The organism is Yinghuangia sp. YIM S10712, from assembly GCF_051388935.1.
In the GTDB taxonomy this organism is placed as follows: domain Bacteria; phylum Actinomycetota; class Actinomycetes; order Streptomycetales; family Streptomycetaceae; genus Yinghuangia.
Window position 1 is genome coordinate 219,950 of the sequence record NZ_JBPKBI010000002.1, and the last position, 12,919, is coordinate 232,868.

Consider the following 12,919-nt stretch of genomic DNA (forward strand, 5'->3'; position numbering starts at 1 on the left):
AAGTCACAACCGTGGAGGCCCAGTTGCCCGGTCCTGTCGTCGTCGTGTACGCGAGCGAGGAGCCCCCCGCCGCCTGGGAGGCGTCCGTCTTCCTCGCCGGCCCCACGCCCAGAAGCGCGGATGTCGCCTCGTGGCGTCCTGACGCACTCGACCTGATCCGCCGTCAATGGCGGGGCCCGGGCGAGCTGTTGGTCTTCGTTCCCGAGCCGCGCGACGGCGGGCCGTGGGCCGACTACGAGGACCAGCGCCTGTGGGAGCTGCGTTGGCTGCGCGTCGCCGACCAGGTCGTCTTCTGGGTGCCGCGCGACCTCGCGACGCTGCCGGGGCTGACGACCAACGACGAGTGGGGCTGGCTCAAGGACAGCGGCCGGGCGGTATTCGGGTCACCCCCCGATGCCGCCAAGGTGCGGTATCAGCGCGAGTACGCCGCGGATCAAAATATCCCCCTCGCGCAGACACTCGACGAGACTCTGCGAATCGCCCTCGGCCGGATCGGGGCAGGGGAGCGGCGTACCGGCGGTGAGCGGCACGTGCCGCTGCGGATCTGGACGACCCCGGTCTTCCGGCACTGGTACGCGGCCCAGCGCAGGGCAGGCAACGCACTCTTGGCGGCCCGCGTCGTGTGGACGTTCCGCACCGACAACGACCGTGTGCTCGTCTATTGGGCCGTCCACGTCTCGGTGGCGGTCGCGGCCGAGGGCGGTCGGGTCAAGGACAACGAGGTCGTGATCGGGCGCCCGGACACCGGCAGTGTGGTGTTGTACCGGCGGGCGGCGACGGCCCGCGCGACCACGGTCGTACTCGTCCGCGAGTTCCGCTCGTCGGGGTGCGCGGACGACGGTTATGTCCGCGAACTCCCGGGCGGCTCTGCCGCGTTCGGCGCGTCCGTCACTCCCGAGGCGGTGGCCGCGGCGGAGGTGCGCGAGGAAACCGGCCTCGCCCTGTCCGCCGAGCGCTTGCGCGGGCACGGTGTACGACAGGCAGCGGCCACCATGTCGGCGCACCGGGCCCACGTCTACTCCGCGGAACTGACCGACGACGAACTCGCGACCCTCCGGGCCGACGCGTCGTCCGGCCTCGCCCACGGCACGGCCGAGGACTCCGAACGCACGTACGTCGAGGTCACGACCTACGGCGAACTCCTCGATGCGCCCGGCGCCGACTGGACGACGATCGGCATGGTCGCCCAGGTCCTCGCGGATCTGGGCGACCATGCCGACTGATCGATCCGAGGCCGCCGCTCAGTAGGGCAGGCCGTCGCGGTGCGCCGCGGTGCATGGCGTGTGGCGCTGGACCATGTACGTCTCGTTGTCGAACACGGTCAGTCGGCCGCCCATCCGGTCACCGCCGGCAGGCACCTCCACCAGCGTGCGCGGGTGGAGCACCGCGAGGTACGGCTCCCCGCACAGGCGGCAGAGAGCCGGAACCGTGGGGTTCGTGTGTGTCTTCCTCATGGCCTTGCCCCCTCCGGATGCTCGATCCGATGCGTGGTACCAAGACGGGTTTCCGTCTCGGTGGGGAAGCGTTCACCTGGTGTTCACTTCCTTGTCCACCGCTATATTCCACCCGCGCCCCCCGAATGTCAACTCTGTTGGCCTACGCACTAGGCCAATGCGTGTGGCATCCTGGCGCCGTGGAACAGAGCGAAGCCGCCGACGAGCTGACCCGGGCGGCCAAGGCCTACAGGCGTACCGAGAAGGAACACGAGGAGGCCCGCCAGGCCCTCAAGCGGGCTGCGGTCGAAGCGCTCGCCGCCGGCGTCAAGCAGTCCGAAGTCGTCAAGACCACCGGCTGGACCCGCGAATACCTGAGAAGACTCCGCAAAGGCGGCTAGAGCGCGCCGCACGAGCGCGCCGACTCCCGGCGTGCCACGAGCATCTGTGCGCCCCAAGCGCCGATACCGGCGCCGACGGCGTTCATCAGCAGGTCGTCGATGCGACCCTGCCGAGGCCGAATGCGTACTGTGCCGTCTCAAGCGACCCCGACAGCACCGCGCCGACGGCCGTCATGCGTGCGACGCCGGCGAACCTCTCTGCGCGCAAGGGGAGAAGGAAGCCGAGCGGGACGAACAGCGCGAGATTGGCGCCGACTTGGACGACCGCGGAGCGAGCAGCCCGTGCGGACGCTGCGACCCGGATGGAGGGCCCGTCACGGCCGGAAACCGCTCACCGGTGCGGGATCGCGTCGATCAGTGCGCGGGCCCCCTGGTCGAGCAAGGTGTTCGCGGCCGCTTCCCCGACCCACTCCGGCATGTGCAGCAGACCGTTCTCGAACGCTTCGATGACCACGTCGCCCGTCGGACTGAACACGGCCGCGTGCAGGGCGAGTCCGTCCTCCTTCTGGGCGCAGTGGCCCGCGATCGGACTCGCGCAGTGCCCGCGCAACGCGCGCAGCAAGGTGCGTTCGGCCGTCGCGCACGCCCGCGTCAGCTTGTGGTCGAGTCCCGCGACCGCCTCGACCGTCTCCTCGTCACCGGTCCGGCACTGCACGACCAGCACGCCCGCGCCCACCGCCGGAACCATCGTCGTCGTGGGCAGCACCTCGGTGACGCGCCCGCGCAACTTGATCCGCTCCAACCCCGCGACGGCCAGCACAACGGCGTCGAACTCGCCCGAATCCAGTTTCGCCAGCCGCGAGTTCGCGTTGCCCCGCACCGGTACCACGGTCAGATCCCGCCGCAGCGCGAGCAATTGCGCGACGCGGCGCACCGAACTCGTCGCCACCCGCGCGCCTCTGGGCAGGTCCGCCAGCTTGGCCCCCGACGCGGTCACAAGCGCGTCGTGCACGTCCTCACGCGGCAGGTACGCGGTGATCTCCAGCCCCTCGGGCAGCGGCTCGTCGCCGGGAACGTCCTTCAGGCAATGCACCACGACGTCGACCTCGCCCGCGAGTTGCGCCCGGTCGATCTCCTTGACAAACGCGCCCTTCCCGCCCAGCTCCGCGAGACTCCCTGCCCACCGGTCGCCCGAGGTGGTGTACGGCACGATCTCGACCTCCCGGACCACCCACTCCGCCCGCAGGAGTCCCGCCACATGCTCGGCCTGCGCCACCGCCATCGCGGACGAACGCGTACCGATCCGAAGAACGTCAGCACCACCCATGCGCCCCAGGCTAGGTGCGCCGAGACCCGAGCCACCCCGCCCGAGCACGCACACCACCCGAACAGCCGACGCCGTCGTCGCGGTCGTGCGGCGAAGCCGACCGGGAAGGAAGCCGGGACGGCAAAGAAGGCCTCGTACCGCTTGCGCGGAACGAGGCCTTCGATGAGGTGGGGTGAGTGACGGGACTCGAACCCGCGACGTCCTGGACCACAACCAGGTGCTCTACCAACTGAGCTACACCCACCACGCGGCATTCGGGCGGCGAAGCCGACCGGAGCAGCGAGAAAGAGTGTACAGGGGATCGAGGTGTGCTCGCTGCCGGGTTGTTTCGGGGCCCCGCGGTGGGCGCGGGCGTCGCCGGCCGTGCCCGGCGCCGGACGGCCACAGCCGTCCGGCGGCCCGGCTCAGGGCAGCGGTACCTGCGGCGCCGTGAAGCGCGCGGCGATCGCCTTGGCGGTGTCGGAGTCCGGGCCCGGCATCGGGACGAAGACCGTCTCCCGGTAGTACTTCAGCTCGGTGATGCTGTCCTTGATGTCGGCGAGCGCGCGATGGTTGCCGGTCTTGGGAGGCGACTGGAAGTAGACGCGCGGGTACCACCGGCGGGCCAGTTCCTTGATCGAGGAGACGTCCACGATGCGGTAGTGGAGGAACGCCTCCAGCAGCGGCATGTCGCGCGCGAGAAAACCGCGGTCGGTGGCGACCGAGTTGCCGCACAGCGGGGCCCTGCGGCCCTCGGGCACGTGCCGGCGGATGTAGTCGAGCACCAGCGACTCCGCCTCGGCCATCGTCACCCCCTCGTCGAGGACGTCGAGGAGGCCCGACGCGGTGTGCATCTCGCGCACCACTTCGGGCATGCCGGCCAGCGCCTCGGCGGGCGGGCGGATCACGACGTCGACGCCGTCCCCGAGGACGTTGAGCTCCGAGTCGGTGACGAGCGCCGCCACTTCGATGAGCGCGTCCCGGGTCAGGTCGAGTCCGGTCATCTCGCAGTCGATCCAGACCAAGCGGTCATTCATAAGTGATCAGCCTAGTGCGGTGTCAAGGAAGCCTCCGAGGGTGGCGACCGCACGCGGCAGCCGAGGGGGAGAACGGCTCGTGGCGCTCTCCCCCTCGGTCCGTCGGTGCCGGGCCGGGCATGGACCGGCGACCGTCGACTACCCGGCGTCTGCGGCCTCCGCCTCCTCGGGGTCACGGGTGCGGAACGCCTCCCGATAGGCGGCCGGCGGGATGCCGAGCTGCTTGCGGAAGTGCCCGCGCAGCGCCACGGGGGAGCGGAAGCCGCAGCGGCGCGCTATCTCCTCGACCTGGAGGTCGGTGGTCTCCAACATGCGCTGCGCCTGGAGCACCCGCTGCGTGAGCAGCCACTGCAGCGGCGCGCTGCCGGTCAGCGAACGGAAGCGCCGGTCGAAGGTCCGGCGGCTCATGTACGCCCGCGTCGCCAGCACCTCGATGTCGAACTTCTCCGACAGGTTCTCCAGCGCCCACGAGATGACGGTCGCCAGCGGGTCGCCGCTGATCTCCTCCGGCAGCGACAGGTCCATGTACGCCGCCTGCCCGCCGACCCGGTGCGCCGGTACGACGAGTCGCCGCGCGAGCGCGTTCGCCGCGTCCGAGCCGTGGTCGATGCGGACCAGGTGCAGGCACAGGTCTATCCCGGCGGCCGTACCCGCACTGGTGAGCACGTCGCCGTCGTCCACGTAGAGCTCGCGCGGGTCGACGCGGACCTTCGGGAACGACTTGGCCAGTGCCGGGGCGTACATCCAGTGCGTGGTCGCGGGCCGCTCGTCGAGCAGCCCGGCCGCAGCCAGTACGAACGCCCCGCCGCACAGGCCGACGACACGCGCACCCTCACGGTGTGCCCGGCGCAGCGCCTCCAGGACGGGGGCCGGAGGCGTACGCGACGGCGAATGCCAGGCGGGCACGATCACCGTGCCCGCGCGGTGCAGGCCGTCGAGGCCGTGGGGCGCGATGAGTTCGACGCCACCGGTCGTGCGCAGGGGCCCCGGCTCGGCCGCACATACCAGTAATCGGTAGTTCGGCACGCCGGCGTCGCGTCGGTCGACCCCGAACACCGAGATGGGGATCGAGCTCTCCAGGATCGGCGAGTTGGCGAACAGCAGGACCGCGATGGTGTCGGCGCGGCGCCGACCGGTCAGCCGCGTGGGCCATTCCGCGTGGGAGAGGGCGTCGGCCGTGTCCGGGCCGTTGTCGCCGTCCGGTTCCTCGGCATCGGCGTCCATGTCGGCGTCGGCGGATACGGACGGCTCGGTGACGGAGAAGGCCCGGTGGTCGGGAGCGGCCGCCGTCTCCGCGTCGGTTTCCGCATGCGTCGGTTCCGTCGGGTCGGGCGGATGCGTCGTGCCGTTCGTGTCGGCCGGCGCGTACCCCTGCGCCGCGTCCGAGGTGCCCGTTGCGGCCGTCGGCTCGGATGACTTCGCCGGATTCGCCGCGGCCGGCTCGCCCACCGTGTCGGCTGTGGCTGCCGTGCTTGACGTGTCTTCTGTGTTTGTCGTGTCCACCATGCTCGCCCCGTGCGCCGGGATCGCCGAGTGAGCGCCGCCCCCGTCGCCATCTTGTCGCGGATGTTCCGCCGTATACGCGTCCGGGCCCGTACCCGGCGAACCCCCGGACGCACTTCCTGATTCGCCTTCCGCCCTGCTCGCGCCGACCTCTGCCCTCGGCGCCGGGACCGGAGCCTGCGGCTCGCCGGCACGTGCCGTGGGTATCGACACGTCGGCGGTCCGCTGGATGGCCGCGGGTGTTTCCCCGGCCGTGGACTCGCGCCGGTCCGTCTTTCGACCGTCGGTCCTGCTCATGGCTCCGATCGCCCCCTTCTGCCCTCCGCAACCCCTCCGGTCGAGCTCCGTCGAGGCGGGAGGGGCCGTTGATGGCGAGTCTCAGTAGTTAACACGCGCCACTCAAGTCACCCAAGATCGGAACTTACTCTTTCTGGCCTTGTCTATGCATGGTGTTCTCCACGTGACGTTAAGTAGATATGCCTGTTTGTGACGGCGGTCACACTGGGGGCGAGGGGTGTTCGATATGAAATGCCAGTATTGTTCACTGAATTTCACTCATGAGACTCTTGTGCGTTATGTAATAAAAGTCGGTAATTTCCGGACACTGTCGAGCCGGGGCGGGACAGCGTCTGCGGCGCGCCCGAGGCGACCTCGCGACCGGCCTCCCGCCGGCCCTCGCGCGCGGGCGATCGGCGCATACGAATCTGGCCGCGAGACCGCGAAGAAGGCGTTCGTACGCCGGTTCGACCGCCATGCACGGCCGCCGGTCGGTTCGGGTGGGGCTCGGCGGATCACAAGCTCGAAGTCGCCTGGATTTCGCCCCTGCGGCCCCTGTCGCTCACATGCGGAGCGCCTCGGCGCGGGAGATGGCCGACGAGTCGGACGCCGCGTCGGAGGCGAACCGAATCGGCCATGCGACACCTGCCGCACAAGACCGCCGTGCGGGGCCCTCGTACGCGAGCCCCGCCGACGCGGGGTCGGCGTCCGCGATGGTGCCGCGCACACGGGATCGCCGCCCCGGTCGGCGCGGGCCGCCCGGACACGTGGTGTCGTCGTATGCAACGCGCCGCGACGCCGCGGGTAACGGGTAAGCGGACATTCCGGGGCATTCGCCAAGTGGCGCCAGGGCTGCGCGGCACAGTCGCGCAGCGTCGAACGGCGGGGGCGCACCGCGTGGGCACTGCGTTTGCCGGTGCCTACGCCGACGCACGAGTTTTGCGGCCGCGTACGCCGCTCTTCCGCCAAGCGCGCGCCACCCCGCGAGTGGTCCTTGGCCGATGACTTCGCCAGGAACGCATTTTCGGTGTCCTTGGGGACTCCCGCGAGCGCTTCCGGGCGGATATTGTGCGTGGTCAACCGACGCACGGCCTGTCCGATTCCGACTGCGAGACGTAATCTGTAACGCATAGGGTCTTTCGAACCAAGAGGGCCAATCCCTCCTCAGCAAAGACGCCCGATTGCCATGGCTGCCTTCGATTTCCAAGACCTGCCGGACGGTGCGCCGCTGCTCCGTCCGGACTCCCCGCGCCCCCGCGACCCCGCCTTCCGGCATCCGGTCGTCGTGGGCTTCGACGGGTCCGGCACGAGTGAACGTGCGCTGGCGTACGCGGCCGGAATGGCCCGGCGTCTCGGCGGAGGGCTGGTGATCGTCCACGTCGCCAACCGGATTCCGGCCACCGTGTGGGCGGGATGCGAGCCGCCGGTGTTCATCGACGTGCCCGACAGCCGTTCGGAAGCCCTCGGCCTCGAACTGGCGTGCGCCGATCACCTGAGCGACGTGCCCTGGATCCTCGTCGAACGAGGCGGCGACATCTGCCACGAGATCGAGGACGTGGCCAAGGAATTCGCCGCCGACGCGATCGTCGTGGGCGGATCGTCGGGATTCGTCAGCCGGATCTTCGGCTCCGTCTCCTGCCGCCTCGTCAAGCACGCGAAGCGCCCCGTCGTCGTCATTCCGTAGCCGCCGGCGCGCTGTCATCTCCCCTTCCACCCGGGGCTCGTGATCGAGGTTCCCGCCCGGCTGCATTACGTTGCTGCCACCCCTGTCGCTGTTCACGGCAGTGCGACTGCCGACGGGGGATCCGGGCGGGGAATCTGGTGACACACGAAGATCGCGAGGCACGAGGTTGGCGGACTATCGGATCGAGGACCTCGCCCGCGAGGGCGGCACGACCGTGCGCAACGTGCGCGCGTACCAGGACCGAGGGCTGCTGCCCCGGCCGCGGCGCGCCGGGCGGATCTCGCTGTACGACGGAAGCCATCTGGCTCGGCTCCGCCTGATCGGGCAGCTCCTCGAACGCGGCTACAGCCTGGTCAGCATCAAAGAGCTCCTCGACGCGTGGGACAACGGTCGCAGTCTCGGCGGGGTGCTCGGCTTGGTCGCCGAGGTCACCGGTCCGTGGAGCGATGAGGAACCCGCCCGCATGACGCGCGCGGAACTCACCGGCATGTTCGGCGGTTTGTCGGACCCGGTCGCCATCGCCGGGGCCGTGCAATTCGGCCTGCTCGAACCCGAGGACGACTCGCTCGCCGTCTTCCGGGTGCCGAGTCCCCGCGAACTCGCGGTCTGCGCCGAACTGCACGCGGCAGGCGTTCCGGTCCACGCGGTGCTCGACCATCTGCGGGCGCTGCGCGCCGATATGGAGCAGGTCGCGGCCTCGTTCATGCGGCTGACCGAGACGTACCTGTGGCAGGACTACGTCAAGGACACCTCGCTCGAAGAGGCGCCGGCGATGACAGAGCTGATCCGTCGGCTCCGCCCGCTCGCACAGCGTGCCGTGGACAGCGAACTGGCCCGTGCCATGCGGCGCCTGGCGACCCGTCAGCTCGGCGAGACGCTGGGCCGGGTGCTGGACGCGGAGAACACCGCCGCCCCCGCCGAAGCGCCGGACGAACCGGACGCGCCCGCGCTGGAACGCTATCCGTTCATGTCCGACGAGTGGATCGCCGCCGTCTCGCGGTTGAGCCGGCTCATCACCCCGGATCCGGAGAAACGCACACCGCACCCGGCGGTGGTCGACATCGTGGTCAGTGACGTGCCGGGCCGCGACGACCCGGCGGAGCTGCATCTCGACGTCTTCCACGGCCGCGTCCTGGTCCGCCCCGGCCTGCTGCCGGGGCCGGACCTGATCATCCACATGGACTGCCCGACCGCGCGCAGGCTGCTGCTCGACAACGAGCGCTCGCTGCCCCGGAAGGCGCTGGCGGACGGCCGCATGACCGCTCGCGGCGACCTGTTCGCGCTGACCACGTTCCGCGAGGCCATAGCCAGCCTGTCGGGCTGGGACCTCGCCGGCGTCCTGACCGAGCTCACGGCCCCCGAGCCGGGCGGCGAAGTCCGCCCGTGAGCCGGTCTGTTGCCGGGGCGTCGCGGATCCCACGTACGGTGCTCGCGCCGTCGCGTTGTGCCGTACGTTTGCCTGCGGACGACCGAGCGGCCCGGGAACCAGACCCCGGGCGGGGACCGAAGTGAGAGGGGAAGGCGCGATGGCGACGCAGGAGGAAATGGACGCCGAGAAGGCGGAGCTGTACGCGCGCGACATCAGCGGCGTCGAGTGGATCAGCTACGGCGAGGACACCACCGGCGAAGGCGTCGTACAAACGGCCGAGATCGGCGGCGGTGCCGTGGCGATGCGCAACTCGGCCCATCCCGAAGGGCCCATCCTGCGCTTCACCAAGGGTGAGTGGGACGCGTTCGTCCTCGGCGTCAAGGACGGGGAGTTCGACCTCGACCGCCTGATGTGAGGCCCGGGCACCGTCCCCGCGGCCGGGTCGCCACCCGTATGGCGCAACATCGCACACCACCTCCCTGGAACGGCTGCGTGCGGAACCGGCAACCGGCGGTAGGGCGATGCCCGACGGCCGCCGGGGCCCGGGACGCGTACCGTCGTCTTGTCCACGCTTTCGTGTCCGATGTCGCGGAGAATCGGTGCGGGGGGAGAAAGGCGTGGCACAGGACGAGGAGGCGTACGGGGATGGGTGTCGAGAACGACGCGACGCAGAGTGCACAGGTCGCAGGCCACGCCGCGCCGGGCGCGGCCCGGGAGACGGGCCGGGCGGACGCGCTGCGGGAGAAGGCGGAGGCGGCCTTGAAGGAACTCGGACCGGACCATCCCGGCACGCTCGACGCGCGTGCCGACTGGGCGCGTGCCCTCGGGGAGGAAGGGCAGGCGGCCCAGGCCGCGGCGGTCTTCGGAGAGTTGGTGACGGAGTACGCGCGTGTCCTGGGCCCGCAACACCCCGACACCTTGCTCGTCCGCCACAACCAGGCCTTCTGCCTCGGCGTGTCCGGCAACGCGGTCACCGCCGAGGCTCTGGCCCGCAACGTCGCGGCGGATTTCGTGCAGCTCCTGGGAGAGGACGATCCCGAGACGCTCAACGCACGTGCGGCGTGGGCGCGGTGGATCGGCGAGGGAGGCGACCCCGGTGCGGCCGCGCGCATCCTGCGTCCGGTGGTCGACAGTTGCTCGGACGTGCTGGGACCGGTGCACGCGGACACGCTGACGAACCGTCACCAGCACGCGCACTGGGTGGGTCGCTCGGGCAACGCGGCCGAGGCCGCGCGCCTGCTGGGGGAGATCGCGGGAGAGCGCGAACAAGTGCTCGGCGCCAACGACCCAGACACGCTGACGGCCCGACACGACCTCGCGGTGTGGACGGGCGAGGCCGGCGATGCCGCCGCCGCCCGCGACCTGTTGCGCGGGCTCGTCGCCGACGCTGTGCGGGCGCTGGGCGCCGGGCACCCGGACACCCTCGTGATGCGGCACAACCTCGCCCATTGGACGGGCGAAGCCGGTGACCCGGGTACCGCCCGGGCGCTGCTGGAGTCGCTGACCGCGGATTGCGCGCGCATTTTGGGGCCCGACCACCCCGACACCGAGAACGCGCGCCGTGCGCTGGACTGGTGGACGTGGGGGCCCAAGGCGAAGGCGGCGCCCGGGGAGAACCAGCAGGAGGAGAAGCGGCAGGCGGCGTGACTGCGCGGCGGTCGACGTTCGCACACACGTGTCATCTTTCGGCAACAAGTGCGAAATGGGCTGAACGGATGATCGGAACGGCCTCATACTCGACATCCCAGGCGCAACCGCTCCCGGGAACCGCACCGAACCACTGAACCGCTGAACCGCTGAACCGCACTGAGTCGTGCTGTGTCGCAGTGAGTCGCAAACCGAGTTGCTCCGAGGCGCACCGAGCCGCACCGAGCCGCACCGAGCCGTGCGAAGTCGCCCTCAGCCGCCCTCGGTCACCGCGAAACACCCCGAACAGCGCCGAACCAGATCACACCCGACCGAACGCGTACGTGAGGAGGCGGTCTCCGCATGCTGTTCCGCCTGCGTGTCTCGCTGCCCGACCGACCCGGCTCGCTCGCCCGGATCACCCAGACCCTGGGCTCCTCGGGCGCCGACGTGCTGCAGATGACCGTCCTGGAGCGCAACACCGGTCGCGCGGTCGACGAGTTCACCGTCTCCTGGCCGGGCGAGCGCCCCGTGGAGCGCCTGACCGAGGGCCTGGGAGGCATTCAGGGCGTCCGTGTCGAGGGCTGCTGGTCGACCGGTGAGGTCCCGGGGGCCGCGCCGGAGCTCGACGTGCTCGGGCAGGTCGCGCGCGACCCGGGCCGCGCGGTGGCGACCCTCGTCGACGCCGTGCCGGGGCTCTTCCACGCCGACTGGGCCGTGGCCACCCGGGGGACCAAGTCGCGCGCCGTGGTCCACGCGAGCTGGCAGGCTCCGTCGTCCCCGCGCCTGCCGCTGGTCTCGCCGCTCCGGCCGCTCGCCCTGGCCCTCGACGACGCCCCGACCACCTTCGCCGCCGCGGCGCCGATCGGTCTGTCCTGGCTCACGCTCTTCGTCGTCCGCGCGGACGGCCCGGCCTTCCACCGCACCGAGCTGGAGCGCCTGGGCCGTCTTGTGGACGTGGTCCAGGGCGTCCTCGGCACGCGGACCGCGCCGCGCCCCGCCAAGGCGCCGCAGCCTGGCTGACCGGGCGCACCGGTCGGATCGGTGGCACAGTTGAACGACGTCTGATGCGCGGCATCGGAGGAACAACGTCGGACTCGGGGTCTGCTGCTCCGGAGAACCGGAGCGTCATATTCCGCACGTACGCGGGAGCTGGAGACACAACGGTTCGGGGGCCGGACGAAAGCGACCTCTGTGCTGGAAGACCATCAGGGTTTCTCGGAAGATCCCGGCGCCGGCAAGCGTCCGGGACGCGCCCGGCGACGCCGTCAGGGACGGCGTCACCGGCGGCGCAGGCGCATCCTGATCGGCGTGGCCGCCGGGATGGCCTTCGTCCTGCTGGTGGCAGGCGGGCTGGCGTGGTGGGTCTACGAACGGCTCGACAGCAACATCAAGACCGAGGACTTCGCCGCGAAACTGGGGGGCGACAAGGACCGCCCGCTGCCCACCGGCGCGCTCAACATCCTGCTGGTCGGCAGCGACACGCGGGCCGGCGACAACGCCGAGTACGGCAGTGATCCGGCGGACGCGCGGGCGCAGCGGTCGGACACGACGATCCTGCTGCACGTCCCGGAGGGCCGCAGGACGGCGCTCGGGGTGAGTTTCCCGCGTGACCTGATGGTCGACGTCCCCGCCTGCCAGAAGCCCGGGGGAGGCGTGTCCGAGCCGTACTTCGGCATGTTCAACAGCGCGATGAGTGTCGGCGGCACCGCCTGCACGATAAAGACCGTCGAACATCTGACCGGCGTCCGTGTCGACCACCAGATAACCGTCGACTTCGTCGGCTTCAAGAAGCTCGTCGACGCCCTCGGCGGCGTGCCGCTCCACCTCGAACAGCCGATCGACGACCAGGCCGCCAGGCTCCACGTCCCCGCGGGCGACGTCACGCTCAACGGTGAACAGGCCCTCGGTTTCGTCCGGGTCCGCAAGAGCCTCGGCGACGGCAGCGACATCCAGCGAATAGAGCGCCAGCAGCTCTTCCTCACCGCGATGATCGCCAAGGTCAAGAAGGAGAGCCTGCTCGGCAACCCCGCCCGGATGTACAACATCCTCGACACCGCGACCAACGCGATCACCACCGACCCCGCGCTCGGTTCGCTGAGCGACCTGTACGGCCTGCTGGCGAGCCTGCGGAACATCCCCGAGGACGCGGTCGCCTTCGAGACCGTCCCGACCACGTCCTACCAGCGCGACCCCAACCGCGTCGCCATGGTCCGGCCCGAGGCCGACGTGCTTTTCGCCCGGCTGCGCGACGAGTCCGCCGCCGTGCTCCCGGAGCCGACGTCCGAGCCCACCGCCGAGCCCACCTCCGGGCCGACCTCGGGGCGGGCGCCCGCCGCCGGGG

At 70.8% G+C, this 12,919-nt stretch carries 14 protein-coding genes and 1 tRNA gene; 8 read left to right on the forward strand and 7 right to left on the reverse strand.

Annotated elements, in window-relative coordinates:
• Positions 1-23 precede the first annotated feature (23 nt).
• Complete coding sequence (locus ACRX5W_RS06415) at positions 24-1,223, forward strand: nucleoside 2-deoxyribosyltransferase domain-containing protein (RefSeq protein ID WP_436786960.1); 1,200 nt, start codon at positions 24-26, stop codon at positions 1,221-1,223.
• Positions 1,224-1,241: 18 nt separating this feature from the next.
• On the opposite strand, the gene ACRX5W_RS06420 is transcribed toward ACRX5W_RS06415, so the two are convergent.
• Entirely contained in the window at positions 1,242-1,454 is a 213-nt protein-coding gene (locus tag ACRX5W_RS06420) for a hypothetical protein (RefSeq protein WP_436786961.1), read from the reverse strand.
• A 179-nt stretch (positions 1,455-1,633) separates the two neighbouring features.
• Between ACRX5W_RS06420 and ACRX5W_RS06425 the strand changes: the two genes are divergently transcribed.
• A complete protein-coding gene (locus ACRX5W_RS06425; RefSeq protein WP_436786962.1) occupies positions 1,634-1,834 on the forward strand; it encodes a hypothetical protein in 201 nt (66 codons plus the stop codon).
• An 85-nt stretch (positions 1,835-1,919) separates the two neighbouring features.
• Here the strand turns inward: ACRX5W_RS06425 and ACRX5W_RS06430 are convergent, their stop codons facing one another.
• From ACRX5W_RS06430 to ACRX5W_RS06455, 6 genes are all read right to left on the reverse strand, one after another.
• Positions 1,920-2,138 (reverse strand): VanZ family protein, encoded by a 219-nt coding sequence (locus tag ACRX5W_RS06430; RefSeq protein ID WP_436787499.1) that lies wholly within the window; start codon positions 2,136-2,138, stop codon positions 1,920-1,922.
• A 27-nt stretch (positions 2,139-2,165) separates the two neighbouring features.
• Positions 2,166-3,101 carry a hydroxymethylbilane synthase gene (gene hemC / locus ACRX5W_RS06435; RefSeq protein WP_436786963.1) on the reverse strand — a complete coding sequence of 312 codons (936 nt, stop codon included), beginning with the start codon at positions 3,099-3,101 and terminating at the stop codon, positions 2,166-2,168.
• Between the two features lie 168 nt (positions 3,102-3,269).
• Positions 3,270-3,345, reverse strand: a tRNA-His gene (locus tag ACRX5W_RS06440).
• 160 nt (positions 3,346-3,505) lie between these two features.
• Positions 3,506-4,117, reverse strand: a complete 612-nt coding sequence (gene orn, locus ACRX5W_RS06445; protein ID WP_436786964.1) for an oligoribonuclease — start codon at positions 4,115-4,117, stop codon at positions 3,506-3,508.
• A 138-nt stretch (positions 4,118-4,255) separates the two neighbouring features.
• The gene (locus ACRX5W_RS06450; RefSeq protein WP_436786965.1) at positions 4,256-5,566 is read right to left on the reverse strand and encodes a GlxA family transcriptional regulator; all 1,311 of its coding nucleotides are present in this window, start codon (positions 5,564-5,566) and stop codon (positions 4,256-4,258) included.
• Positions 5,567-6,458: 892 nt separating this feature from the next.
• Complete coding sequence (locus tag ACRX5W_RS06455) at positions 6,459-6,623, reverse strand: hypothetical protein (RefSeq protein ID WP_436786966.1); 165 nt, start codon at positions 6,621-6,623, stop codon at positions 6,459-6,461.
• A 459-nt stretch (positions 6,624-7,082) separates the two neighbouring features.
• On the opposite strand from ACRX5W_RS06455, the gene ACRX5W_RS06460 reads away from it, so the two are divergent.
• The 6 genes from ACRX5W_RS06460 to ACRX5W_RS06485 all read left to right on the forward strand — a co-directional run.
• Positions 7,083-7,580 (forward strand): universal stress protein, encoded by a 498-nt coding sequence (locus ACRX5W_RS06460; RefSeq protein WP_436786967.1) that lies wholly within the window; start codon positions 7,083-7,085, stop codon positions 7,578-7,580.
• Between the two features lie 166 nt (positions 7,581-7,746).
• The gene (locus tag ACRX5W_RS06465; protein WP_436786968.1) at positions 7,747-8,967 is read left to right on the forward strand and encodes a MerR family transcriptional regulator; all 1,221 of its coding nucleotides are present in this window, start codon (positions 7,747-7,749) and stop codon (positions 8,965-8,967) included.
• Positions 8,968-9,106: 139 nt separating this feature from the next.
• Positions 9,107-9,364: a DUF397 domain-containing protein gene (locus ACRX5W_RS06470; RefSeq protein WP_436786970.1), complete on the forward strand. Its 258-nt coding sequence runs from the start codon at positions 9,107-9,109 to the stop codon at positions 9,362-9,364.
• Positions 9,365-9,594: 230 nt separating this feature from the next.
• A complete protein-coding gene (locus ACRX5W_RS06475) occupies positions 9,595-10,596 on the forward strand; it encodes a tetratricopeptide repeat protein (protein ID WP_436786971.1) in 1,002 nt (333 codons plus the stop codon).
• A gap of 342 nt (positions 10,597-10,938) precedes the next feature.
• The gene (locus ACRX5W_RS06480; RefSeq protein ID WP_436786972.1) at positions 10,939-11,598 is read left to right on the forward strand and encodes an ACT domain-containing protein; all 660 of its coding nucleotides are present in this window, start codon (positions 10,939-10,941) and stop codon (positions 11,596-11,598) included.
• 288 nt (positions 11,599-11,886) lie between these two features.
• On the forward strand, positions 11,887-12,919 hold a 1,033-nt coding region (locus tag ACRX5W_RS06485), incomplete at its 3' end, for an LCP family protein (protein WP_436786973.1).

Excerpts from the sequence above, each read along its gene's own strand:
- ACRX5W_RS06420 (WP_436786961.1), bottom strand. The coding sequence starts at position 1,454 with ATGAGGAAGACACACACGAACCCCACGGTTCCGGCTCTCTGCCGCCTG.
- ACRX5W_RS06470 (WP_436786970.1), top strand. The coding sequence starts at position 9,107 with ATGGCGACGCAGGAGGAAATGGACGCCGAGAAGGCGGAGCTGTACGCG.
- hemC (WP_436786963.1), bottom strand. The coding sequence starts at position 3,101 with ATGGGTGGTGCTGACGTTCTTCGGATCGGTACGCGTTCGTCCGCGATG.
- ACRX5W_RS06480 (WP_436786972.1), top strand. The coding sequence starts at position 10,939 with ATGCTGTTCCGCCTGCGTGTCTCGCTGCCCGACCGACCCGGCTCGCTC.
- ACRX5W_RS06475 (WP_436786971.1), top strand. The coding sequence starts at position 9,595 with ATGGGTGTCGAGAACGACGCGACGCAGAGTGCACAGGTCGCAGGCCAC.
- ACRX5W_RS06460 (WP_436786967.1), top strand. The coding sequence starts at position 7,083 with ATGGCTGCCTTCGATTTCCAAGACCTGCCGGACGGTGCGCCGCTGCTC.
- orn (WP_436786964.1), bottom strand. The coding sequence starts at position 4,117 with ATGAATGACCGCTTGGTCTGGATCGACTGCGAGATGACCGGACTCGAC.